This window comes from Anaerotruncus colihominis (genome assembly GCF_010206195.1).
GTDB classification, from domain to species: Bacteria; Bacillota; Clostridia; order Oscillospirales; family Ruminococcaceae; genus Anaerotruncus; species Anaerotruncus colihominis_A.
In genome coordinates this window covers 1-24,062 of record NZ_VIQT01000009.1, presented here as the reverse complement: position 1 = coordinate 24,062, position 24,062 = coordinate 1, and the positions used below count along the sequence as shown (strand labels likewise).

Annotated in this window: 25 protein-coding genes and 1 tRNA gene; 12 read left to right on the top strand and 14 right to left on the bottom strand. The window is 49.0% G+C overall.

Annotation, left to right across the window (positions count from 1 at the left end):
• Nucleotides 1-162 precede the first annotated feature (162 nt).
• The 5 genes from FMM72_RS04295 to FMM72_RS04275 are packed head-to-tail and all read right to left on the bottom strand — an operon-like array spanning nucleotide 163 to nucleotide 5,538.
• Complete coding sequence (locus tag FMM72_RS04295; RefSeq protein ID WP_162220709.1) at nucleotides 163-2,151, bottom strand: bifunctional 4-hydroxy-3-methylbut-2-enyl diphosphate reductase/30S ribosomal protein S1; 1,989 nt, start codon at nucleotides 2,149-2,151, stop codon at nucleotides 163-165.
• On the bottom strand, nucleotides 2,148-2,720 hold the full coding sequence (locus FMM72_RS04290; protein WP_162220708.1) for a lysophospholipid acyltransferase family protein: 573 nt from the start codon (nucleotides 2,718-2,720) through the stop codon (nucleotides 2,148-2,150). Before FMM72_RS04290 ends, FMM72_RS04295 begins: the two co-directional genes overlap by 4 nt.
• A 19-nt stretch (nucleotides 2,721-2,739) precedes the next feature.
• Nucleotides 2,740-3,417: a (d)CMP kinase gene (cmk, locus tag FMM72_RS04285; RefSeq protein ID WP_162220707.1), complete on the bottom strand. Its 678-nt coding sequence runs from the start codon at nucleotides 3,415-3,417 to the stop codon at nucleotides 2,740-2,742.
• A 14-nt stretch (nucleotides 3,418-3,431) separates the two neighbouring features.
• Nucleotides 3,432-4,685, bottom strand: coding sequence for an NAD(P)/FAD-dependent oxidoreductase (locus tag FMM72_RS04280; protein WP_162221054.1), 1,254 nt, complete (start codon nucleotides 4,683-4,685; stop codon nucleotides 3,432-3,434).
• Nucleotides 4,660-5,538: a MurR/RpiR family transcriptional regulator gene (locus FMM72_RS04275; protein WP_160208276.1), complete on the bottom strand. Its 879-nt coding sequence runs from the start codon at nucleotides 5,536-5,538 to the stop codon at nucleotides 4,660-4,662. The genes FMM72_RS04280 and FMM72_RS04275 overlap by 26 nt, the downstream gene beginning before the upstream one ends.
• Nucleotides 5,539-5,881: 343 nt before the next feature.
• On the opposite strand from FMM72_RS04275, the gene FMM72_RS04270 reads away from it, so the two are divergent.
• Nucleotides 5,882-5,968, top strand: a tRNA-Leu gene (locus FMM72_RS04270).
• A gap of 607 nt (nucleotides 5,969-6,575) precedes the next feature.
• Here FMM72_RS04270 and FMM72_RS04265 read toward each other — a convergent pair.
• The 6 genes from FMM72_RS04265 to FMM72_RS04250 all read right to left on the bottom strand — a co-directional run bounded on the left by FMM72_RS04265 (nucleotide 6,576) and on the right by FMM72_RS04250 (nucleotide 10,553).
• The gene (locus FMM72_RS04265) at nucleotides 6,576-7,118 is read right to left on the bottom strand and encodes a hypothetical protein (RefSeq protein WP_207710307.1); all 543 of its coding nucleotides are present in this window, start codon (nucleotides 7,116-7,118) and stop codon (nucleotides 6,576-6,578) included.
• Between the two features lie 57 nt (nucleotides 7,119-7,175).
• Nucleotides 7,176-8,486 carry a sensor histidine kinase gene (locus FMM72_RS04260; RefSeq protein ID WP_160208275.1) on the bottom strand — a complete coding sequence of 437 codons (1,311 nt, stop codon included), beginning with the start codon at nucleotides 8,484-8,486 and terminating at the stop codon, nucleotides 7,176-7,178.
• 1 nt (nucleotide 8,487) lies between these two features.
• Entirely contained in the window at nucleotides 8,488-9,201 is a 714-nt protein-coding gene (locus tag FMM72_RS04255; protein WP_162220706.1) for a LytR/AlgR family response regulator transcription factor, read from the bottom strand.
• 149 nt (nucleotides 9,202-9,350) lie between these two features.
• Nucleotides 9,351-9,464: a TnpV protein gene (locus FMM72_RS17125; RefSeq protein WP_243151521.1), complete on the bottom strand. Its 114-nt coding sequence runs from the start codon at nucleotides 9,462-9,464 to the stop codon at nucleotides 9,351-9,353.
• Nucleotides 9,465-9,478: 14 nt separating this feature from the next.
• The gene (locus FMM72_RS17365; protein WP_257431933.1) at nucleotides 9,479-9,607 is read right to left on the bottom strand and encodes a hypothetical protein; all 129 of its coding nucleotides are present in this window, start codon (nucleotides 9,605-9,607) and stop codon (nucleotides 9,479-9,481) included.
• A gap of 127 nt (nucleotides 9,608-9,734) precedes the next feature.
• A complete protein-coding gene (locus tag FMM72_RS04250) occupies nucleotides 9,735-10,553 on the bottom strand; it encodes a 4Fe-4S binding protein (protein ID WP_162220705.1) in 819 nt (272 codons plus the stop codon).
• Nucleotides 10,554-11,014: 461 nt separating this feature from the next.
• Between FMM72_RS04250 and FMM72_RS17585 the strand changes: the two genes are divergently transcribed.
• Complete coding sequence (locus FMM72_RS17585; RefSeq protein WP_243157727.1) at nucleotides 11,015-11,302, top strand: polysaccharide biosynthesis C-terminal domain-containing protein; 288 nt, start codon at nucleotides 11,015-11,017, stop codon at nucleotides 11,300-11,302.
• A gap of 625 nt (nucleotides 11,303-11,927) precedes the next feature.
• Here FMM72_RS17585 and FMM72_RS04240 read toward each other — a convergent pair.
• The gene (locus FMM72_RS04240) at nucleotides 11,928-12,332 is read right to left on the bottom strand and encodes a hypothetical protein (protein ID WP_162220704.1); all 405 of its coding nucleotides are present in this window, start codon (nucleotides 12,330-12,332) and stop codon (nucleotides 11,928-11,930) included.
• A gap of 277 nt (nucleotides 12,333-12,609) precedes the next feature.
• On the opposite strand from FMM72_RS04240, the gene FMM72_RS04235 reads away from it, so the two are divergent.
• The 10 genes from FMM72_RS04235 to FMM72_RS04190 all read left to right on the top strand — a co-directional run bounded on the left by FMM72_RS04235 (nucleotide 12,610) and on the right by FMM72_RS04190 (nucleotide 22,345).
• Nucleotides 12,610-13,284: a response regulator transcription factor gene (locus FMM72_RS04235; protein ID WP_160208084.1), complete on the top strand. Its 675-nt coding sequence runs from the start codon at nucleotides 12,610-12,612 to the stop codon at nucleotides 13,282-13,284.
• 47 nt (nucleotides 13,285-13,331) lie between these two features.
• On the top strand, nucleotides 13,332-14,558 hold the full coding sequence (locus tag FMM72_RS04230) for a sensor histidine kinase (RefSeq protein ID WP_243157726.1): 1,227 nt from the start codon (nucleotides 13,332-13,334) through the stop codon (nucleotides 14,556-14,558).
• A 116-nt stretch (nucleotides 14,559-14,674) separates the two neighbouring features.
• Entirely contained in the window at nucleotides 14,675-15,709 is a 1,035-nt protein-coding gene (locus FMM72_RS04225) for a hypothetical protein (RefSeq protein ID WP_162220702.1), read from the top strand.
• Between the two features lie 2 nt (nucleotides 15,710-15,711).
• The gene (locus FMM72_RS04220; RefSeq protein WP_162220701.1) at nucleotides 15,712-16,878 is read left to right on the top strand and encodes a hypothetical protein; all 1,167 of its coding nucleotides are present in this window, start codon (nucleotides 15,712-15,714) and stop codon (nucleotides 16,876-16,878) included.
• Between the two features lies 1 nt (nucleotide 16,879).
• The gene (locus FMM72_RS04215; RefSeq protein ID WP_162220700.1) at nucleotides 16,880-17,743 is read left to right on the top strand and encodes an ATP-binding cassette domain-containing protein; all 864 of its coding nucleotides are present in this window, start codon (nucleotides 16,880-16,882) and stop codon (nucleotides 17,741-17,743) included.
• A gap of 181 nt (nucleotides 17,744-17,924) precedes the next feature.
• Entirely contained in the window at nucleotides 17,925-19,145 is a 1,221-nt protein-coding gene (locus tag FMM72_RS04210) for an ABC transporter permease (protein ID WP_162220699.1), read from the top strand.
• Entirely contained in the window at nucleotides 19,142-21,118 is a 1,977-nt protein-coding gene (locus FMM72_RS04205) for an ABC transporter permease (protein WP_162220698.1), read from the top strand. The genes FMM72_RS04210 and FMM72_RS04205 overlap by 4 nt, the downstream gene beginning before the upstream one ends.
• Nucleotides 21,119-21,399: 281 nt before the next feature.
• Entirely contained in the window at nucleotides 21,400-21,984 is a 585-nt protein-coding gene (locus FMM72_RS04200; RefSeq protein WP_347561259.1) for an MATE family efflux transporter, read from the top strand.
• An 18-nt stretch (nucleotides 21,985-22,002) separates the two neighbouring features.
• On the top strand, nucleotides 22,003-22,140 hold the full coding sequence (locus FMM72_RS04195) for a cysteine-rich KTR domain-containing protein (RefSeq protein ID WP_162220697.1): 138 nt from the start codon (nucleotides 22,003-22,005) through the stop codon (nucleotides 22,138-22,140).
• Nucleotides 22,130-22,345 carry a hypothetical protein gene (locus FMM72_RS04190; RefSeq protein WP_162220692.1) on the top strand — a complete coding sequence of 72 codons (216 nt, stop codon included), beginning with the start codon at nucleotides 22,130-22,132 and terminating at the stop codon, nucleotides 22,343-22,345. The genes FMM72_RS04195 and FMM72_RS04190 overlap by 11 nt, the downstream gene beginning before the upstream one ends.
• 302 nt (nucleotides 22,346-22,647) lie before the next feature.
• Here FMM72_RS04190 and FMM72_RS04185 read toward each other — a convergent pair whose 3' ends face one another.
• On the bottom strand, nucleotides 22,648-23,529 hold the full coding sequence (locus tag FMM72_RS04185) for a DUF4435 domain-containing protein (protein WP_162220696.1): 882 nt from the start codon (nucleotides 23,527-23,529) through the stop codon (nucleotides 22,648-22,650).
• A 1-nt stretch (nucleotide 23,530) separates the two neighbouring features.
• Nucleotides 23,531-24,062, bottom strand: a 532-nt coding sequence (locus FMM72_RS04180) for an AAA family ATPase (RefSeq protein WP_162220695.1), incomplete at its 5' end; no start/stop codon positions are given.

Genomic DNA, 24,062 nt, shown 5'->3' with positions numbered 1-24,062 from the left:
ATATGAATGCATTGATTGTACCACTTTTTTGCATAAAACACAATATCCGCATGCAAGCCTTCTGTCGTAAGCGATACAGGCAGGGACCATGTTCCAAATGTGCACAGTCAGAAATGTCAAAGCGGCGCGGGAAAACCCGCGCCGCAAAAAATCTGTTTCGTTTTACGCCTCGGAAGGACCAGCCTCATAGACGACGCCGGACTCCTCGTTGACAGGCTCCTGCGCTTCCTCCTGCTGCTTCTTATCCTCATTCAACGCGCGGATCGACAGGCTGACACGCTTCTTTTCCGTATCAAGCTCAGTGATCTTGACCTCGACCTCCTGGCCAATCGACAGCACATCAGAGGGCTTATTAACACGCTCGTTTGAAATCTGGCTGATGTGGATCAAGCCGTCGATACCCGGGATAATCTGCGCGAAAGCGCCAAACGGCGTCATGGAGACAACCTTGACAGTGCAGACCGTACCGACCGCGTAATCCTTCTTCATGATTTCCCACGGGTTGTCCTCGGCCTTTTTGAAGCCGAGAGAAATTTTCTTGTTTTCCGCGTCGATGTCCTTGATATACACATCGACCGTATCGCCCACGTTGACGACCTCGGACGGATGTTTAATGCGATGCCAGCTCAGCTCGGAAATATGGACCATACCGTCCACGCCGCCGAGATTTACAAACGCGCCGTAGCTCGTGAGCGATTTGACGACGCCGGTATAATGGCGGCCGATCTCGACCTCCTGCCAGAACTTATCCTCAAGCTCCTTGCGCTGCTCGCGCAGAACGGCGCGAATGGAACCGACCGCACGCTTACGCTGGCGGTTGACCTCGAGAATTTTGAAGTTGACCTTCTGCTTGAGCAGGTCGTCGAGGCTGTCGCTGCGCGACAGTGTCGCCTGCGAAGCGGGAATAAAGACCTTTACTCCGTTGGTCAACGCGAGCACGCCGCCCTTGATCACCTCAACGACCGTGCCCTCAAGGATTTCATCCGTATCGACCGCGTTCATAACCTTCTCAAAGCCCGCGATCGCGTCGAGACGCTTTTTGGAGAGCATAACCGTGCCTTCCACATCGTTGACGCGCACCACCAGAAGGTCGAGCGTGTCCCCAACCTTAACAAGATCCTCAGGCTTCGCGTTCGGATCGTCTGTCAGCTCGGACAGCGGGACATAACCGGCGTGTTTGGTGCCGATATCGACAGAAATTTCATTTGGGGCGATCCCTGTCACAACGGCATTTACTTTCTCCCTGTTATCTATCGTCTTAAAAGACTGATTCAACATCTCCTCGAAAGAAAGCTCGTCTTGATCCCTTAGAATCTCACTCATGGTTTTATGTACCTCCTTAATAATCCACGCCGGCGTAGACGCTCCGGCTGTGACGCCAACCCTAGTATACCCGTTAAAGTCGCAATTATACAATTCCCTTGCCGATTCGACTAAAAAAGTTTCGCAAAATTCCCCACAAATCTGCGCAAGCTTCACGGTATTTGAACTGCGGCGGCCGCCCACCACTACCATCGCATCGCTTTCAGCGGCCAATTTCCCTGCCTCATGTTGGCGTCTCTCAGTAGCAATACATATTGTATCAAATATTCGAAGGTTTGTACACACTTTTTTAAGTTTTTCTACACTTTTTTCCCATTCCGACACTGAAAAAGTCGTTTGTGAAAGTAAAACAAAGGCTTTGTTCCCATTTTTTTCCAAAATCGGAAGCAAATTTTCAAGCTCGCCAGCATTTTTAAACGTCAAATGGCGTTCGCAGAAGCCCTCGATTCCCTGCACCTCCGGGTGTGAAGGATCCCCGGCAATCAAAATAATGCTGTCTTTCGCATGTGCGGCGGCCAGCTTATGTATCTTCTGCACATACGGGCAGGTCGCATCGACGACCTCACAGTCTATTTTGGCCAGCGCGTTATAGACCGACGGCGGAACCCCATGCGACCGGATGATGACCGCGCGTCTGTCCATATTGTCCTCTACACGTTTGATCGCCGGTATTCCCGCCTTATAAAGTTTAGCTACAATCTGCGGATTGTGGATCAGTTCGCCATAAGTGCAGGCGGGCCGGCCGGAATTGGCCAGCTCCATCGCAAGATCATACGCGCGCTGGACGCCAAAACAGAAACCCGCTGTCTTTGCGACCGTGACGCTCATGCATGTTCCTCCAGAAGCCTGACGATTTCATCCATAATCAGCCGGCTGGCAGCCTTGATTTCACGCGGCGCGGCGTTTGCCTGTGAAAAGCCAAGGCGTTCATATGGGATCAGCGGGCCGTAACAGATGGTCAGCCGTGTGCGAAAGCGCAATTCTTTCCCATAGCATACAGCGCACGGCAGCACAGGAGCGTGTGTCTGCGAGGCGATCATCGCTACCCCCGACTTTGGTTTTCCCGGCGTCCCATCCTTTGAACGCGTCCCCTCGGGGAACATGCCCAGGACAGCGCCGCTGCGGACTACCTGCCCAGCCCATTCAACCGCGCCTGTATCGCCCTTGCCGCGTTCCACTGGGAAAGCTCCAAGCCTATGGAGCAGCCATGAAAACAGTCTTCCCTTCTGGAACAGCTCCACCTTCGCCATATAGCGGATCGGCGCACGCACACCGGCGGCCACAAAGATCGGATCCATATTTGTACGGTGATTCGCAGCCAGGATATAGCCGCGGTCCCGCGGAACGTTTTCGCACCCGACAATCTCTACATGATATATCACCCGGATCCAGATCATACAAAGCCACCAGCAGAAACTATAAAACATGGGCAAGCTGCTCCTTCACAAGTTTTAAAAGGATATCGATCGACCGTTCAAGCGTGTTGCCGGTGGTATCGACCAGCAGGGCGTCGCGCGCCTGTTTGAGCGGCGCAATCGCGCGGTTTATATCGTTGTCGTCACGCTTTCGGACATCCTCAAGAACCTCCTCATACGTAACGGCTTTGCCCTTAGCAGTCAATTCATCGAACCGCCGGCGCGCACGATCCTCCTCAGACGCTGTTAAAAATATTTTGACCTGCGCGCGCGGCAGTACGACCGTTCCGATATCGCGGCCGTCCATAACAACATCATGCTCCATAGCAAGGTTTTGCTGAAGCGCGAACAAAAATTGCCGCACAGCCGGCAGCGCGCTGACATTGCTCGCCGCCATGGAAATTTCAGGCCGGCGTATTTCCTCGGAAACATCATATCCATTTAGATATACGCGCTGCATCCCGGTTTTATCATGGCGCAGCTCAACCTTGGCGCTCATCAGCAGGCGCTCCACACCGGATTCATCCGTTGTATCGATGCCGTTGGCCATGGCAAAAAGCCCAACCGCACGATATAGCGCGCCGGTATCCACATAGATATATCCAAGCCGTTCGGCAATCGCACGCGCAATCGTGCTTTTTCCCGCACCCGCGGGACCGTCTATCGCGATAGAAACCATGCTTTCCGCTCCCTTTAACCGTTGTTGGCCGCCGCAATGGCCGCAGCCGCGAGAAATGCTGTTGAAAAGGCAATTTGCAGGTTGAATCCGCCGGTGAACGCGTCAACGTCGACCACCTCGCCGATCGGATAAAATCCGCTGATCAGCTTGGACTCCATGCTTTTGGGGTTAATCTCCCGGACACTGATTCCGCCCGAAGTAATCACCGCCTGTTCGATCGGCGCAAACGCCTTCGGTGTGACCGGAAACGCTTTTAAAAGCGCCGCGAAAGCATGGCGCTCGGCCTGCGTTACGGAATGTACCTTTTTCTCCGGCGCAACGCCGGACAATCGAACCGCTACAGGAATCAGCTTGCGCGGCAAAAGCCGGTCAAGCGCATTGATAAAGTCCCGGTTTTTATTCTCCGCGAAATCCCGCAAAAGCCGCGCGTCAAGCTGCTGCATATCAAGCGCCGGCTTGAGATCGATCTCTATACGGTACGCGCCGGGATCCTCCTTAATATAGGAGGAAGCCGACAGCACCAGCGGTCCCGAAACGCCGAAATGTGTAAACAGCATCTCTCCCAGCTCGGAAAACACAGCCTTGCCGGCTGCATTTTTAAGCGTCAGCGTCACATTCTTCAGCGACAGTCCCATCAATTCAGCGCACCATTTTTCACGCGCCGCAATGGGAACGAGCGCGGCGCGCGGCGGTATAATCGTATGGCCGAGATGTGCGGCAAGACGGTAACCATCGCCGGTCGAGCCGGTTCCCGGATAGCTCATGCCGCCCGTGGCCAGTACAACCGCGTCGGCCGCGCAGATTTCGCTGCTTTCCAGCCGCACGCCGCACACGGCGCCGTCCTTCATCAAGATCTCTGAAACGCGCGCATCCGTGCGTATACGTTCCCTGCCCGCGAAGCGGCTCAGTGCGCCGGCAATATCTTCGGCCCGGTCCGAAACCGGAAACACCCGATTGCCCCGCTCCGTTTTCAGCGACACGCCGAGTGATTCAAACAGGCGCATGGTATCCTCTGGCGGAAAGGCGCTCGACGCACTGTATAAAAAACGGCTGTTCGTTCGGACATTTTTCAAAAAAACATCCGGCGTGCAGTTATTTGTCACATTGCAGCGGCCTTTTCCGGTAACAAGCACCTTGCGGGCCGGCCGGGGCCCACGCTCCAAAACGAGAGCCTTCACACCCGAACGCGCTAAAAAGCCGGCGCAGCACAACCCCGCGGCGCCCGCTCCGATCACGATGGTTTTAATTGCCACCGGCTCCCTCCCCATGCTTTTCATACACGTCGTATTGATCCCAAATCCGTTCGAGACGTTCATACGTCTGGGCAATCTCGCCGCGTTTTTTCATGCCGACCGCGACAATCAGCGCGTTGATCAATGACAGCGGCGCGACAAGCGAATCGATGAAGGAAACCATGTCGCTGCGCGCTACCAGCGTATGATTGGCGCCCTCGGCAATCGGCGACTGGAGCGAATCCGTCAGGGCGATCACCTTCGCGCCGTTGGTGCGCGCATAATGACATGCCTGTACCGTGCGCCGCGAGTAACGCGGAAAGCTGATGCCGATAAACACATCGTCAGGACCGATCCGCATGATCTGTTCGAACATTTCGCTTCGGCTTGTTGTATTGATCAGTCGAACATTTGGGAATATATGGTTGAAATAAAAACTCATAAACTGTGCAAGCGCAGCCGCAGAACGCACACCAATGATGTAGATGCTGCGCGCCGCGCAAATCGAGTCAGCCGCCTGCTCAAAATCGGCGCGGCTTGTCTCCTCAAGCGTGCGGCGGATTTTTTCAATGTCCTTGCCGAGCACCTTGGCCAGAACATCCGCATTTTCGAGCTGATCGCTCGTCACGTCCATTCTCTGCACAGTGGTCAGCTTATTGCGGATCAATTCCTGAAGAGCCCTTTGAAGCTCTGGATAACCTTCAAAGCCTATCTCGGAGGCAAAGCGCACAACCGTCGATTCGCTCACTCCAACAACCGCGCCCAGCTTTGAGGCCGTCATAAACGCAGCTTTATCAAAATGATTGACAATATATCCGGCAATCAAACGCTGGCCCTTGGAAAAACCCGGCGTCATCTGCCCGATCACTGTCAACAGATCCTGACTCATGTTGACATCCCTTCCTGTATCAGAAGTCCGCATAGGTTCTGCTGTCCCCCGTCAATGGGACGCATCCGCGTTCCGTCTGGGCTGGAACCGCTATTGACTTCTTATCATAGCGTAATTTGCAGGAAAAATCAAGCTTCCTGCGTAAATACGCCAAAAACCATCTGTTCTGGCGGACGATGGCATCATACTGCGGCCATATCCTGCTCAGGGGATGGCCTTGCTATAAATGTGAGAAAACAAGAACGTCCCATTTGTAAACATTTCGTGACACTTAAATATGTTCCGTTTTTTTCCGAAAGGGCTTGCCTTTTTTATTTCGTTTTGATATACTAATAAAGCATTCGCCGGTGTGATGGAATTGGCAGACGTGCTGGACTCAAAATCCAGTCCTGGCAACAGGGTGCGGGTTCGACCCCCGCCACCGGCACCACCAGGCAAGGGCCTGGAGCCATTTCGCGCTCTGGGCCTTTTCCTATGTCTAAAAACAACTGCCCGCGTCCGGGGTGGTTCTAAACTGGGCAGGCTTGCCAAGACACAGAGATGAAAAGGATGCCATGCGGCTAAAGCCGCATGGCATCGCTCTTTGTAAGAAAATTTAAAGGGCGAAATTTTACTGGCAAACAGTGGATGTCAAAAAGGGACTTTCCCACAGTGGCAAGATTTGAACAGAAAATGCAGAAATACAATTCGACGAGGGTGGTTGATTTTTAGAGATCCGCCGCCTTTTTTTATCAACCACACAGTCCGGAAAGCAATATATACATCAGCAAGAAAGACTAAAAGCGGCGATGTTTTGCGAAACCGGAGCACCGCTGCTTTTTCATTTAGGGCGGAAGAATATGAAAAAATCAAAAATGACAGGAGGGGCAGCATCCGTAACTGCTTGCCCCTCCCGGTGATGAAGCATTTTGCCCCTCACCTTATAGCCCACTTAGGGGGTCTGCCGGTGAGGTGTTTACCGAAAGATTTTGAAAAACTTTTTGCGGACGGCCTCAATACTCAACCGCACAGCCTGTTTCGAGCATCCGCACATTTCCTCAGGAGAATGTATATGTAGCGTGCTGACGCCTATATGTATCGTTGTCCTTTTGGCTCAATTCTTTTTCTACTTGTGCCAATTTCGCTTTCAAATCCTCCACTTTTCTTTCATCTGTTTCCCTGTTGATCTGCTGCCCCAACTCTTGTTTTTGCTTTTTCAGTTTTTCAATCTCACGGTCAACCTTATCGGTATTGCAGGTGCAGCTTTTCACATTTTTGTCAGAGCCGCTTTTTTCCGGCCCTTCTGCACCCTTATCCCGCTCAGAGACATCGGGAGCATCCGAGGCGTCCTCTGCCCGCTCCGGATTATCGAAATAGATTTTGGGTTTGCCGTCCTCGTCTTTGCCCAGCCAGTAACGCCCTGATGGTTCCGGTTTTTCCTCCGGAATATATTCATCCATCACAGGTTTTTGGTGACGCTCTTGGGTTCCATCTTCGGGCCGCTGGACTTTTTTCAGTCCATCCACACCGGTAATCGGCACAGATGGTTGTGCCGCGCCAGAACTTATTCCAGAAATAGACTGCACGATATATTCCTCCAATCCAAAAAATAGGTAGCTGATATTGCTATTACCAGTTTACCCCGCTAAAAAAGAATTTCAAGGCTTTTGTATTGAAATGCTCTCTGGATGTATTGAAATGTTCAGCAATACGCTCAAAGAGAATCGCCGTTCAATTTTTTCTGTCAGCATCGCGCCGTGATATTTCTCTGTTACAGCTTTGATATTGCAAAGGCCGGTTCCCGCTGGGGGCAGCGGATTATCTGAACAGGTATTTTCAAATGACAGCATGTAGAAGTCGCCCTGCCGCTCTCCGCTGATGCGAATTGACTTTACTCCCTCAATGGATTGACAAGCACTGATCGCGTTATCCAAAGCATTGGCAAAAATCACACACAAATCAAAATCATCTATTCTGCAAGGGTTTGGGAGGAGCAATGAAACCTCAGTCACAATTCCATCTGCTTTTGTCATCTTTAACTTCTCTCCCAGCAAAATATCCACCACTGGATTGCCCGTCTGACAAGGAAATGACAATGTGGTTGAAACTGTTTCCAGCTTTTGCAGATAGGCTTTGCTCTCTTCCAGTTTGTTATTGTTAAGCAGGGCGCTCAATACAGAAAGATGATTTTTAATATCGTGGCGGAATGCTTTTGTCTGTTCATAGCGAGTTCGTGCCTCGGCAATATATATTTTCTGTGCCTGGGCTGCTTGGGATAAAGATTGCATTTCTGCTTTGGTCTGTAAACTGCGGCATAGGTGACGATAGGCATACAGTGTACAGAGTAACGCTCCCAGCCCCAGGGCTTGCAAAAACAGCAGTGCAGTATGTTCAAATAGAAGAGCAGGAGACAACGCATCATAATAAATCTGTGTATATGAGGTCTGCATAATATACAATTCTGCGGTAAAGAAAAACAGAACAGGGAACAATAAGCAGCCCATATTTGTCATGTGTCCAATTTCTTTTGGCGATATGGATTTTACTACGATTGTATAGCAGGCAACACTTATGACCAGGGAGGCCGCTGTTGCCGCTATGACCATTGAGTATAAAAGCAAGGGGGTCGTCACATGGGGAAATATCATCGCCTCCACCGAGTTGATAATCCCAAAGGAAAACTGGGAGATGTAATTGGCGAGGATTGCCGCGGCCCAGGACGCGGAGGGACAATTACCCAGAATAAAACGGTTTACCCCATGCAAAATAAGCAGTTCTATCCCAATCACTATGACCCACGGGAAAGAAAACTTATTTGCAAGCCAGTCCAAAATGCAGAAAACGAAAATGTATATGGCAAAATGATATGCCTTCTGTTTTTTCCCGGTGAGGCTGGCACAAAAGTAAACGTGCATAATGCCTTGGGCTATCAGGCAAAAAATATTAAGCCCTATGCTAAAATAATCCATATCAGCTATTCCTCTCTTTCATGTAGCGTAAGAGAGCTTGTGTCAAATCTCGTTCACGCAGTCTGGAAACAGGTATTTGAGCGCCCAGTGACAATGTAACCAGCCCCGTATCACACCCTCGAATATAATCAAGATTGACAAGATAGCTTCTATGGCATCTAAAAAAACGTCTGTCCATCTGACGTTCAAAATTTTCCAGATTGTCGTAGTAATCGATGATCTTCCCATCACTTTGATGAACATAAATTTTTCGGCCCTGTACCTCACAATACACGATTTGCGCCAGCGGAACAACATCGCAGGAACTACCCCGCTGAATGACAATACTTTTATCTGCCCTTTGCGCTAAAGTGCTGACAGCCCTATCCATAGTCCGCTCGAACTGATTGCTGTCCAGAGGTTTGAGCAAATAATCGTAAGCCTCCACTTCAAACGCATTGAACACATATTCTTTCAAGACAGTCACAAAAATTAGCAGACTATGATTTCTCTGTTGCCGCAATATTTTGGCAGTTTCTATTCCATCCAAATTGTCCATTTGAATATCCAAAAATACGATATCAAAATTGCAGTTGCTTTCTAAAAGGGCGTAGCCATTTGAAAAATTGGTGACAGAATAGGAAGTAATCTTCCGTCCATCCATGTATTGTGAAAGCTGGTTTGAAATTTCCTGTACCATAATCGGTTCGTCATCGCAAATTGCGAATTTAATCATTTGTTCACCTACTTTCTTCTGCGTGTTTTATACTATCAGTTTCATAGTAAAAGGACAACCTCACTGTCACAGAATGTCTAAATTATGTAATGAAATGTTCTTGACAAAATGCTATCCCCAACATCGTTATCTGTTGGGGGCTGTATGATTTAGCAATAAATCAGTTCTGCAAAAATGATTTCCTCTACCTGGGTCTTACAGCAATTCATCAGCCCCACCCAGGCGTGCTGTGCGTCCAGAGTGGCATATCGGGCATCCGGCATCCTCCTCCGCCTCCTCAAACGGGTTTGCGGCAACGGACTGTGACAGCGGGGGGCGTACTGTCTGGAATGGCATAGTTCCCGCAGGCGACGAGGGATAAAAGAGCGCCGCACATCAGGGAAACAGGGAGCAATCGTTTTCTCATAAATGGCCTTCTTTACTTTGATGGATTAAGCATAGCAGGCAAAGGTCAAAATTCGGTCAAGAAAAGCGAAATGCCGCCCAATTTTTGGGCGGCATCGTGATGGGCGATTTTTACAAAAAACAGAGGTTTATAGCGCATTCTTTGGGCAATTTTTTGCACACTCAAAACAAAGAATACATTCTGTGCCGTTCTTTCGTTTTCGAGAATTATCTGTAACATCCACTTCCATTGGACACACTTTTTTGCATTTTCCACAAGATATACATTTGCTTTGATCACATTTAATTCGGAGCAGCGAAAAATAACTCATCGGTTTCAAAAATATTGTGATAGGACATATGTATTTGCAGAATGCACGATTGTCCATAAAGGCAAAAGCCAATATTATCCCAACAACATAATACATAACATTCCCTATGATAAATGCCCAAAACATAATTTTCTCAATATTGCCAACATGAGCAAGGAATAGCGCCGAAACAAATATAAGAGAAAACGTAAATGTAATATATCTTATCCACCCAGTCTTTTTTCTTGGTGTTTCACAAACTTTGTATGGAAGAAAATCAAGCACCATTGCAGTCCAACAGGCATACCCACACCACCCTCTGCCAAAAAGCAATGGTCCAAAAACTTTTGCAACCGCATAATGAATTGTCGCGGCTTCAAACACACCTGTGAAAAGATAATACCAAAATCCCTCAATTTGCATATTTTCACCACAAATAATCCCCAAATAAACGAGCATATAAAGTCCGACTAAAAGCTGTGCAACTCTGCGGGCATATTTGTATTTTTTGACGTAAAGAAACATCCCCAGCGAAATCGATATCCCAATATAGCTAAAGTTAAATAAATAAAATATATTGTCCTGTGTCAACCATAACGTTATCGCAACAGTTTCAAATATTACCAGCATAATAAACGGCGGGAAATGCATTTTCATTTTGTTCCTCCAATTCAAAAACACAGATTTGCCTCTGCTTTATTATTATCCGCGTCCCACAAAATGCAAGCGATTCCTTATCTACATTACCGCAATGGGGATTGCTCGGTCTTGTCTGTATGCCATGCGAGCACCTCCAATCTTTTCATCATATAGAGGGAAAGTCAAAATTTGGTCAAGTTTTGTAGGGCTTCCTATTTTCAAAACCAAACTATTGGCGCACAATGACTATAGTCCATGAAGCATTTCAACAAGGCATATTATACTTCCTTTACTCGCATGACACAAGGATACAGATACCCTCTTTGCATTTTAGACAAGGAGATTTCGTATTCAGATAGCAGCAGAGGACAGCACCTATAGGCACTGTCCTCTGCATATTTGAGAAAAATTCTTCAAAAAGTTTTTCTTGCTTCTTAATACGGGGAAGTTTTTAAAATGCCAACTGATTTACAAAATCTTTGTATAAAATTCCCACCTTTATCATTCTCGACTACCTGTTCGTATGGGTATTAGAGCAAGGCGCCTCTGGTGCGGCATGGGCTACGGTGATCGGGCAGGGCGTGACTATGCTGATTGCGCTTGCCTATTTATTACGCAAAAGGCAGTTTACGTTGAACATTCCTTTTTCAAAGCTTGGAAAGGTAGCCGCATCTATCATTAAAATCGGGATTGCACCCTTTGGACTTGCTATATCCCCTAATATCTCCCTTGCAGCAACACACAATACCCTAACCGCAGTTGAATAGCCATCCACTTTGAGCAGAATTATCAGAAATTTAATAGGTTGTTCTTCGTTGGAGACAGTGGTGCGGCTGACAACTATCCTATCGTCATCAGTTGGTTCTGAGTTCTGAGGCTTCGCTTCATGGCCGTCGGCCATGTGCCTCTTCTCCCCGAGTTTCTGGAACCGTCTGTGGTCAATCTGAATACCGCCTTTGAGGACTTTTATTCTTTGTTTTGCGGCGCAGAATTTGATAGGGACAGAGGTAATTTTCAGTTTGCAGCTGTTCACCATTTGTGCTACAATACGCACGATAACTTTTGATCCGGTGGAGGTGTGATAGATGCCGCATTCTATTGAGCGTTCTATTGAAGCTGCAGAGGTTTCTCTGCAGATATGGAGGGACTCTCTGTTACGGAGGTCTGCAAGGAACTGTGCCGGAAATTGCTCGCCGGCGAAATTACACTGGAGCAGTACCTGACTCATGTTACTTCCCGCAGAGGAGAGCACTGATACCCACTTGATGAGGCAACGGCAGAGCGCAGAGTGTCTTTTTGCCCAGTGGATTCGCAGCCTTGGATATGATCTTGACTGGAGTTCTGTAGACCCAGATGCGCTCATAATCACTACGATCTACTCAGCGTGAGGCGTCATGGATCAGCTGGTTGACTTTTTTGAGCAGACGATTGAGCATCTGCGGATGGACTGACGATCTTGGTTCTGAGTTTATGCTGAGTGGCAACATGCCGCTTGGCATTTTTGCTCTCTGAAGTCTCCACTCTTGGTTGGCGCAGATCCTTGCACATATCCCCGCCTGGACCCGCCAGTATTGCGGCGACTGTAAGGGCAGAGGAAAAACTGACCCCTGACTTGACTCCAGGGGGTAAAAAATGACCCCCGCGCTGATTTCCGCAAAATCTCTGAAAACCACCTGTGACGGCCACCTTGCAGGAAGGCGGAACATGGCGGTTTTCTCTCTGAATTTTCTGATATCGGTCACCTGCCACAGCAAAAAGTGAAAATTCTGACCACTGGGCCACGGTGTTGTATTTCAATCTGCACCTCCCTGGGTGTGCTGCGACATCCACTCCACGAATTTCTCTTTGGGCACTACGAGCCTGCTGCTGATTTTGAGAACGGGAAGTGAAGGAGTAACGGGGTGAGCAAAACCTGCCGCCATTTCTGGCGGCGGGTACATAATTATAAGGGGCCTTATTTGCACAATTGATGCTTGACGCTCCACAGTATATAATTGAAATATGCCGTTGAGTTTTATTCTTGACCAAATTTTGACTTTCTCCCTATATGATGAAAAAGACCGGAGGTGTTCGCATGGCATACAGAATTTTGATCGTTGATGATGAATCAATCCTGACCGAATTGCTTTCAACCCATTTGCAGGATCACGGCTATACAGTTTCCGTAGCCAACAGCAGCGATGAAGCCTTGGCGAAGCTGAATACAAAGCCAAACCTTATCCTTCTGGACATCAATATGCCGGGGATGGATGGGTTGGAGCTGTGCAAGGTCATTCGGAATCATATCGTTTGCCCTATCCTGTTCCTGACGGCGCGGATCACAGAGCAGGATAAGGTCAACGGTCTGCGGGCCGGAGGGGACGACTATATCACCAAGCCTTTCGGCTTGCAGGAATTGATTGCCCGCATTGAGGCTCATCTGCGCCGGGACGAGCGGAACAGCCGCCCGCCGGAGATCGCGACCTCCCAGGGGCTGATTATCAACCTCTCCGACAGGAAAGTATTTTGGAACGAACAGGAGCTTTCCTTTTCCAAGAGAGAATTTGACATCATCGAATTTCTGTCCTCGAACCCCAATCAGGTCTTTGACAAAGAGCACATCTATGAGGCGGTATGGGGCTATGACGCAGAGGGCGACAGTAACGTGATTAAAGAGCATATCCGTAAAATCCGCGCAAAGCTCATGCAGGCCAGCGGAAGTGAGTACATCGAAACAGTTTGGGGGATGGGCTACCGATGGAAAAAATAAAAAGGCAATCCCTGAAACGCTCTTTTATGAAGGCTGTGGCGGTTACTATGTCAATTGTGTTTCTGTGCAGCGGCCTTGCGATTTTCGGCTGTTACCGCTTTCAAAAGCATATTCTCCCCGATTCCAATGAGGTCTGGCTGACGCAGCAGACAACCGCCCCGGATGGTACAGTCACAGAGGCAAAGATGAGGTATGTCCTTGATGGCTCGCCAGAGCCATTTGGCCAACTGGTAGCGGACAGCCAGGAACACAGCGAGAGTCCGGGACAGACGAGTTACAGGATAGAGCACATTGAATCCAGCTACTCCATGCTTTCCCCTAAAGCGCGAACGGCCTACCGCGCTTCACAGATTTGTATGGTACTGCTGCCGCTCCTGTTTGCTGTGATTGGAATTACTCTGTGCGCGTGGTGGTTTTATCGCAGGGTACTGGAGCCGCCGATCACTGTCCTGATGGATGCCACCACGTACATTCAAGACCGGGATTTGAACTTTCAGATCACCTTTGATGGACAGGATGAATTGGGCCAGCTCTGTGCCGCCTTTGAGAAAATGCGGCAAACCTTGTATGAAAATAACCGTCAGATGTGGAGTATGTTGGAGGAACGCCGCGCATTACAGGCATCCGTGGCCCACGATCTGCGTAACCCCATCGCCATCATGACCGGCTATGTGGAATATTTGCAGGAGAACAGCCGGGGCGGAACCTTGACGGAGGAAAAACTGGAAAAGGCGCTCTCCAATCTCGGCATCACCGCAGAGCGTATGGGACGCTATACCGATACCATGCGCGACCTGGGCGCTATCGAAGAAACAGAAGTTCATCGCAAAGAAGTGGGACTTCCTGATTTTTTACAGCACATGGTGGATTCTCTATCTATCCTGTTTCAGAATACTGAGGTGCGTTTTTCCTGTGACCTCCATGTGCTGAAGGGCAGGGCCGTCTTTGACGGGGAGCTGTTGTACCGTGTTCTGGAAAATCTGATCTCCAATGCCCTCCGTTTTGCAGAGCGGGAAATTGGACTTACTTTTTGTCTGGAGCGTGGAATCCTGTCGGCCACCGTGGCCGATGACGGGCCGGGCTTTTCGGATAAGCTGCTGAAAAAGAAAACCGCTTTGTTCTACTCCGAAGATACCTCAGGCCAGCACCTGGGGCTGGGGCTTGCCGTGAGCCGGGTGCTGTGCCAAAAACATGGTGGCACGATAGAACTATCAAATATGAAGCCCCACGGGGCCTGCGTGAAAGCCTCTATCAAGATTGAACAATCCACATGATAAAAACTATTTCCCCCGGATGTCGCCCAAGTTTTTTGGGCGGCATTTCACTTTTCTTGACCGAATTTTGACTTTTGCCCGCTATGCTTAATCCATCAAAGCAAAGGAGGCCATTTATGCGAAAACGATGGATCGCTGTTCCCCTGATGTGCGGCGCACTTTTATCCCTCGCCGCCTGCGGGAACTATGCCATTCCAGACAGTACGCCCCCACTGTCACAGGCTGCCGCCGCAAATCCATTTGAGGCGGCGGAGGAGGATGCCGGATTTCTGGGGATGCTCACCCACAAGGCCGCTGCGCCCAATTTCTCCGAGAGAGGGGAGTGCCTGCCATTTCCCTATGACGGCGGCGAGTTTCGGCTGGAGTACCAGTTTTCCCTCACTGGCAAGATGGATACCGTTGGATTTCTCCTGTTTCTGGACGGCCAACCCCAGCCCTACAAGGTGAACGATACCACAGCGGAGTATGAGTATTGCCACAGCTTTCCCGCAGGGGAGGACCAGAGCTTTTCTTTCCTCTTTGAGCCTGTGTCCGGCAGTACCGGCGATACGCTGGCCTTGACCGTGGTGAGCATCACCAACCCGGACTTCCAGCCGGATATGGAATCCACCTCCAGCTATGGCTGGTATCATAAGACGCTGGATTCCCGTGTTGAATTGAAATTCAACGCGGACGCACCCGTCGCCCGTTCGGACGCTACGCCTGTCCGGGAAATCTTTTCACAATGCGAAGTGCGGGAGGAAAAGGTCACAGCGCAGTATGTAGAAAACGAACTTCCAAAATACGGCTGGGGCGGTGTGAGCATGGACACGCTGGACAGCGGAATCTATTACACATTCTCCTGTGACGGCGGCATCACCTATGACAACCTGCGGGTCTCCGCCCTCGTTCCCCTGCGATTTACCATGTGCGGCACAGCCGGGACAAGTTACAGCATCGCTTTCTTTCTGGATCATCAGCCGGTGAAACTTGACGAAAGCACTTTCTGCTCCATTACCTTGAACAAGGGCGGCGTCATGGAGCTTGAGGCCGTGATCGACCCGGACAAGCTGGGGCAGTTTCACACCTTCTACTGTGTGGCCGTCCCCCAGGACGGAGTCTCCGCCCCGTTCTTTAAGACCAATTCTATTTTATTGTATAAGGAGAACTGAACATGAAAAAGACATTTTGCATCACATTGGCGCTGCTTTTTACCCTGGCGTTGTCCGCCTGCGGTAAGACGGATGCCCCTGCCCCTGCGGTTTCGGGAAGCGCTCCCTCCGACACTCCCGTGGTTTCTGTTCCCACCTCTGGCGGTCAGCCGGGACAGTCCCCCTCCTCCTGCACCTTCGACCCCGCCCTGTTTGGCGGCAAGCTCCAGAGCTGCGCCTATGCCGGGAACGGAACGCTCCTTGTGCTGGCGGATAAGCTGTACCTCTACGACACCGGGACTTCCTCGGTGCTGGCCACCGCAGAAGCGCCCCTGGGCGACTTTGAAGCCCAGGCCATTGACGGGGGCTACGTCCTGTCCGGCATGGGAGATGACGGCATGATGGCGTACATCTATGACTGTTCCCTCTCTTTGAACAAGGAGATTACGGTGAATGAGCTTTTGCAGGGAGATTTTGTTTTCAGCGAATCCGGGGGCGTAGCGGCCTCCACAGATGGAAAGAAGCTGGCTTTCACAGGCATGGGCGGGCTGTATCTGTATGACCTAGAAAGCGGGAGCCTGACTACCCTCCTGGACTTGACCCAAAACGCCGGAACAGCCAGCATTGGAATTTCCATGCTGAACGGCGCCGCGTTTGCCCAGGATAACAGCCAGATCGTATTTTATGGCAGTGGAAACTCAATTCCCGCAGTAGACGGCGAGGACAGCTTTTCCATCTATGGGAGCATCGCCGTGGATGGCAGCGGTTTGAAGCTCACGAAGCCGTCCGGCTATGATATGGAAGAAATCCAGAGCAGCGTCAGCCGGTTGTTTTTCCCGCAGACCTTTACCCAGGCCGATGGAACGCTGCTTTGGGTGGACCGGGCAGCAGGCAGCACCAATACGCTTTCTTTCTCTGGCAGCGGCGAGGGCAAAGATGGCGTGTACAGCTCGGAGCAGGGAAACTATGTTGCAACCGTCGTTCTGGGCGATGATCTGACTGTTCGCGTCTATGATGTGGCCTCCGGTGAATTGGTTGCCACCGAAGTGATCGAGAACTCCGACCCCACATATTTCAACCGCATCCCCAGGATTTACCTTTTAGACGGGGCCAAAACCGCCGTAGTCGTTCTTGGAGGCAGTATCAGCGAAGTTGATACGCTGGTATCTACATTTACCTTTGGAGAATAACATGGAAATCATATTTGAAAGGGTATCGAAGCAGTACAAAAGCAAGTATGCGCTGAAAAACTTTACCGCCACGTTGAGCGAGGGCGTGTACGGCCTGCTGGGTGAAAACGGGGCCGGAAAAACCACGCTCATCAATACCTTTGTGGGCATCCTGCACGGGGACAGCGGCACGATCCGGGTGGACGGTCAGGATGTGCGGACGCTGGGCAAAGTGTTCCTGTCCCAAATCGGCTATATGCCGCAGTACCCTATTTTTTACCGGGATTTTACCGTCAAGGATTTTCTGTTCTATATGTGTGCGCTGAAAGACATTCCCATCCATGAAGCGCAAGACCGGGTTGCGGAGCTGCTTGCCACGGTGAACCTGACGGACGCACAGGACAAGAAAATCGGTGCGCTCTCCGGCGGTATGCGTCAGCGCGTCGGCATTGTGCAGGCCATGCTGTCCGACCCCAAAATTCTGATTCTGGACGAGCCTACCGCCGGTCTTGATCCCAGCGAGAGGATACGGTTTCGGAACCTGATTTCCCGGTTTGCCCAGGGCCGGACGATCCTGCTGGCAACCCACATCGTTTCAGATGTTGAGTGCATCGCACGGGAAATCCTGCTGCTGAAACAGGGGACGCTTCTCATGCAGGGAACGCCCGCCGCCCTGGAACGGAACATTGAGGGCAAGGTGTGGAATGTGACCGCCGGGGCCGAAAGTGCCGCGCTGCTGACCGATATGTACTGCGTCAGCAATATGAAGCAGGAGGGCGGACAGTTTACCCTCCGCATTGCCACCGATGGATGCCCGATCAAGACCGCACAGCCTGTCCAGCCCAACCTGGAGGATGTGTTCTTGTACTATAATCAAACGGCATGAAAAAGATATTGATCTTTTTCATGCGCTGCGGCGTAAAGGCCGCAGCAGGCCGTTTTCAGCGGCCCTGGTTTGGATTTCATCGTCAAACACAGCGTGTTTCACGCGCGGACGGGCTCTGCCCGTCTGAAAAACAGCAAGGCTGTTTTTCGCGTTGTTTGACGATATTGCAGGGGGGAGCGCCATGATACGTCTGATACGGTATGAGTTTATCAAGCAGTTCTGTAAACGCTCTATCCTGGCGCTCTTTGTGGTGTTCAGCCTCGCCAACCTGTTCAAAATCTATGGCGAATACAAATCCTACTCCTATTTGGCAGATGGGAACGGGGAGCGAAGCTGGCACACGCTCCATTGGCAGCTTTACGAGGAATACCGTGGTGAGATTACCCCGGAGAAGATTGAACACCTGCTTTCGGTCTATCAGCCTCTTGTGGAGGCTACGTCAGATATGACCGCAAGCACCGCCACTGATGACCCCAACACGATGACCGGGAACCTGTACAGCGACAGGAACCTGCTGGACAAGTATTTTGTGCAGCCTATGCAGTATTTCTATGAGTACAGCGGCCAGTCGGAACAAGTGGCAAATAGAGCGCGGCAAAGCGCCGCGCTCTATGGGGAACTGGGAGCGGTCTATCAGCAGAGGGAGAGCGGCGCGATCTATAACCTTTATGCTGGCCGCACCATCCCCGCCTTTGCCTACCGGGAAATGTGCAATTACTATCTGAACTATGATTTTTCCATTGTCCTGACCCTTCTGCTCTGCCTCTATGGGATTATTGGAACCTTTGTAAGCGAGCGGGAGACACAGATGGATATGTTGCTGTTGGTAAGCCCCAACGGCGGCAGAAAAACCGTCCTGGCAAAAATCCTCGCGGCCACCCTGTTTCTGCTCCTGACCTCGTTGTGGTTTTCTCTCCTTGACCTGATTGGTTTTGCGGCCTCCTTTCAGACCTTGGAAGGGCTGGCCCTGCCGGTGTTCGCAATTCCAAACTTTGCTGAAGGCTCCGTCAATATCAGCATTTTTCAGTATGTCCTCCTGTCTGCGGCGCTCAAATGCGCTGGCATATGGGTGATCGGGATGCTCTGGCTTTTGGTTTCGATGTTCTGGAAAAATGCCCTGCTCCCCTTTGTCATCGACTTTGCCCTCTGTATGGCGCTGATTGTCAGCGGAGCCGCCTGCGCCTACTCCAATTTCTTCTGGACAAAGGTGCTGAACCCTTATTCTCTGCTGACAACCCGTGTTCTCCTGGGCAAAACGGAGTTTGTAAACCTGGGCGGATTCCCCGTCTTGACTTGGCAGGCCGCAATATGGTTTGCTCTGATCGCGGGCCTTGTGCTTGTAGCTGCAATCTATTTTCTGTCAGCGGAAAACTGTCACCGCTGTGTCCGGAGGGCAAAATGAGCGTTTTCTCTTATGAATGGAAAAAACTGATGATTTACCAGCGGGGCCTATGCTATATCCTGGCTGCGCTCCTGGTCAGTACGGTTTGGCTGGCCGCAACCGACAGGCCGCAGAACAGCGCGATGGAAGAATACCGCGAGGAATACGAGTGGTATCTGGAACGGCTGGACGGGGCGTACACAGAGGAAAAGGCCGCTTGGCTGGAACAGGAGGCCCAGGCCATCACAGAGGCCCGCTATGCCCGCTCCGGGTCCCAGGAAAGCTATTACAGCGGCCAGATCACAGCGAAACAGTATGAGCGGCAGATCGCGGAGGTCAACACGGTTTTGGCCCATGAGCATGGCTTTGAAGCCGCGTACCGGCAATATTTATATGTCTGCGAGAACACCAGCAACCGTTACTTTCTGAACACAAACGGCTGGGCGGGGCTGTTTTCCTCCCAAACGCTGGACTTCCCGCTGTTCCTTGTCATTTTGATTTTGGCAGCTACGGTTTTTTGCTCGGAGTATAGCTGCCAGATGGACGCGCTTTTGCGGACGGCTCCGCAGAGCCGCAAAAGTGCCAGAAGCAAGGCTGTAATGACCCTCTGCGCCGTGTTCGCTCTCTGCGGAGGGCTGGCCCTGATTCGTTTTGTATTCTTCGGGATGAAATATGGTCTGCCCCACGGGGAGTACCCTGTTCAGAGTATCGCCAGTTTCGGGGGCAGTACAAAAAATGTCTCCCTGCTGGCCGCGTATCTGATTCTGACTGCCCTGCGCTGTTTTGGTTCGGTATACCTCGCCGCCCTGCTGCTCTTTACCTCTGTTTTGGTGAAGAAATACGCTTTAACGGTGGTGATTGGAGTGGCATCCACCTTGATTCCCTACATTGGCCTGTCCAGACAGATTTGTTACCGCTTGCCGCTGCCCCTGCCGTTCCTGCTGACAAGCGGCTTTCTGGAGGGGGCCTCCTTTGTGGAGGATTCGCTGACAGGTGAACCCATTGTTACTTTTTCAGAGCGGTCCCCCCAGGAGCTGCTGGTCCTGCTCGGACTGTCCGCTGTGTGCTGCGCCCTCATGGTATGGTGGGTTCTGCGGCAAAACACAAACTACTGGCAAGCTGGAAGAAAGCCCGTCAAAGGCTGCGGGGCCGCTGTGCTCTGCCTGCTGGTTTTGCTCTCGCTGTCCGGCTGCTCTGCCAAAGAATCCACAAACGGGATATTCAATTCATCTTCGCAAAGTGTGTCGGAAACTTACAGCGTGATATTCGACGATCAGACGCGGACATACTCTCTGGAGAACCGGGCAACCGGCGCTTTGACGGATTTGGCCCTCTCTCCGCTGTTTGGGGTCTTTTCGGACGGAGAATCCATCAAGGCCGTTTATATGGATGCCCCGTATATTTACTATATGACCTCCCGCACAGATCAGTATGTGGATCGGGTTGGCAGCTATAACAGCACAGCTACCCAAGTGTCCATCGTCCAGTTTCATACAGAAACCTTTGAAGAACAGGTTATTTTTGAGAAAATAACGGATAGTGGGCGATCTCTGCTGGGAATTGACTATACCGTGGGGGATACCTGGATGTTTCTGCAATACTGTTACGGCTTTTTCTTGAACAACAACAGTTTCTTTTTCATTACGAATGATGGGATTACGGAAGTAGGCAGGACGAGCCAGCGAACGCAAATGCTAAACATCCCCACAAAAGGAAATATCGCCTTTGACGGGCGGACGATCTATTTCATCAACGAAGATTCTCTGCTGACGGCGTATGACACCAGGACCCACAAGGCAAGACCGTTTCGGAATATGGTTGCCTCTGACTTCCGCCTGACAGATCAAGGGCTGTATTTCATCAACCGTATGGATTCCGAATGCGTTTATCTATGCGGCAGGGATGGCGTTGACAGTCTGAAGATTTCAAATGACGCGGCCCGATCTATTGATTATGACGGCGAGAAAGTCACCATATTTCTGTATTTTGCGTAGGTTTCGCAAGTGACACAATATCGAAACAGGAGACGAAAGTCGATAAGGATAAACGGAGAAATACAGGGGTGAAAATCGAGCGTATTACACAGTACTTCGTTGTGTTTGTGAAGGGTCTCTTTCGGTGCACCGATTTTCTTGACCACATAAATAACCACAGACAGACGTGGAACATGTGGAAATACTGGTTTCAGAGAGTGCCGGAGAGTAAATAAAAAGGAACAAAAACGCCTATAAATTATTAGAATTTGTATAAAAAATCTTTGCAGACCTCCTTGTAGATTATAAACCGCTTCTCCATGTCCTACGGCGGGGAGTCGGCAATCGCTACCTATGCGTGTATTGCATATGTTATCTGCATTATCTATCTGATACTACAGGGAGTAGGCGACGGAAGCCAGCCGTTACTCAGTAAACATTATGGCGAGAAAAATTTTGACAAGCTGATAAACACAAGGAAAATGGCATATGGATTTGCAATGTTTCTGTCCTTAATTGGCTGCGTCATTATGTATTTGACAAAGGGAAGCCTCGGCGCATTGTTTGGAGCGTCAGATTTCGTGAATACGGAAATTGCAAAAATAATGCCTGTCTTTTTAGTTTCCGTACCCTTTGTTACAATTCTCCGCATCACGACCGCGAGTTTTTATGCCACAGAAAAAAGCACGTTCTCCTATGTTTTGACTTTCATTGAACCACTGTTTATGTTAGTGCTTATGCTTATTCTGCCGCCTTTGTTCGGCGGACAGGTAATGATTTGGTGGAGTACGGTTTTTGCGAGGATTTTATCTGCATTGTTAGCGGTTATCCTAAAGAACCATATGGATAAAAAAGAAATGCCGATAACCATACAGCGGATTGATTGAAACAGGGAGAACAATACCATGCACAATGCACAGGAACAGTGGCTCTTATGCCCTGTCTGCAACCATAAGACGCGAATTAAATTGTGGCAGGATACGGTCATAGAGAGATTGCCGTTATACTGCCCTAAATGCAGATCTTTTGGATTTGATCCATAAGGTTTGGGATAAATGGCATTTTACAACTCGGGTTTTCTCCGTTACGCCGCAGCGCATGGTCTCTTCCTATCAAGAACATTTGATGATCCTTTCCATGATTGAAAAGAAAATGTACAAAGAGGTGGAAAAATATGTCCGCCAGCACAAATCGAAGGCTTTGTTTGACTGGAGTGAGAATTTTCCTTCTGAGACAATTATCAAGTGATAGAGCTGTGACATAAAAGTTTTTCAAGGGACTAATCATGTTGAAATAACTCCCAGATTCAGAACGCAGAAAACGGGAATATTTACCTTCTATATTTCCCGAAGAACAAACTATGGCATTTGCAATACCAGTCAGGTCAGCTTACACAGAACTACATGCAGCTTGTAAAACCACCTTTTTTGAATACAAAAATAAAGACGCTGGAAAAACCAGCGTCTTAGCCCATATGCCTAACATCTAGACTCAAAGTATAACGACAATATTTAGACTATACGAAAAACACACTATTACTGCACAAAGTCTTATCCAACAGCAATTGGTTCTTTATGCACAAAATCAGATAAAATAGCTGTTTTTACGTAAAAAAGACTTGAAATATCAAAATGATTTAATAAATACCACCTTAAATCCAATTTTTCAAATTTGTACCCTATAATAGCTCTCAAATAGCTATAAAGGCTGCAAAATAAGAACTTTCCACAAATCAGGTTAAAATAGTCCTCCCCATTCACACTTTCATAAATATAAGCCAGTTCATTTAGCTTGATCTCGACAGATGGATCCAGCTCCAACACAGATTCCCAATATCGTTGAAAAGCCCCATCTTCTCTTTCAAATCCAGTAGTATTATCTATAAATAAATAAGGCGATCTTGAACAAGTTGGTATTTGAGGATAATATTTCTGAAGGAAACAATAACATAAAAATAATTTTTTTGATTGATTCACAATCTTTTTTCTCCAATCAAGAAAATTGACCCTCGTTTTCACCTCATGATCCAGGCACTTTAATCTACTCTTTGCAAACTGTTCACAGGCATATTCATCTAAAAAATAATTTTCTATGTTATACGCCTTTAAATAAATAAAACAGCTATCTTGAATCATAGACTCTGAATCTATATATCGATCAAAATCCCCATCAACTATATAATAATTTTTAATGCCTCTTGTATTATTTCCGAACTCTCTATATAGCTTTTTCGCGTTAGATTTTCCACCCAGTGAAAAAATTGCTCTGATACAATACTTATCCTCTAAAAGTCTTTTAAATATTGATTCGTATTCATATTCCGCTCCCTTATCCTCTACAAATAGATTAATATCATTAAGCTCCTGATAGAATACAAATCGCGTGGCAGATGCCTCCAACGAATATGTCAAATCATTTGATTCAAAGCACATCTCATTCTACCGTCCCCACATACTGTTTTTCCAGTTTAAACATCTTGTTTCGCCTTCTGCCAATAATCTCAGGAGCGTGTGTTGCAAATATTAATTGTATATTCTTGTTCAATTCTAAAGTTTTTTCTACAAATATCTTCTGCCAGGATAAGTGTAATGAAAGTTCCGGTTCGTCGACAACAAAAATACCTGATGAATTGCTTTTAACATTAAAAATCAAATTGGCAAAAAACGTAATAAGCTGCTTTTCTCCTGAGGAGAGATTTTGAATGCTGATCGGATTATTGCTATATTTTGTAGTAAAGAAGATTCTTCCCATGGAGTCTATCTCAACTTTTTTCCCATCTTCTCCATTCTCAATGAACTCATTCATTATATGTAAAAAGGTTTCCGTCGGCTTCCGCACAGCGGCTTTGCTTTGCTCCATTTTTTCTGCTAAGTCCAACAGCTTTTTTATTTTTGATATTTCCTGAAATTTCATGACAAGACCTAGTTCAAATTTGTTAAAACCATATCGTTGTAAATTTTCAAAT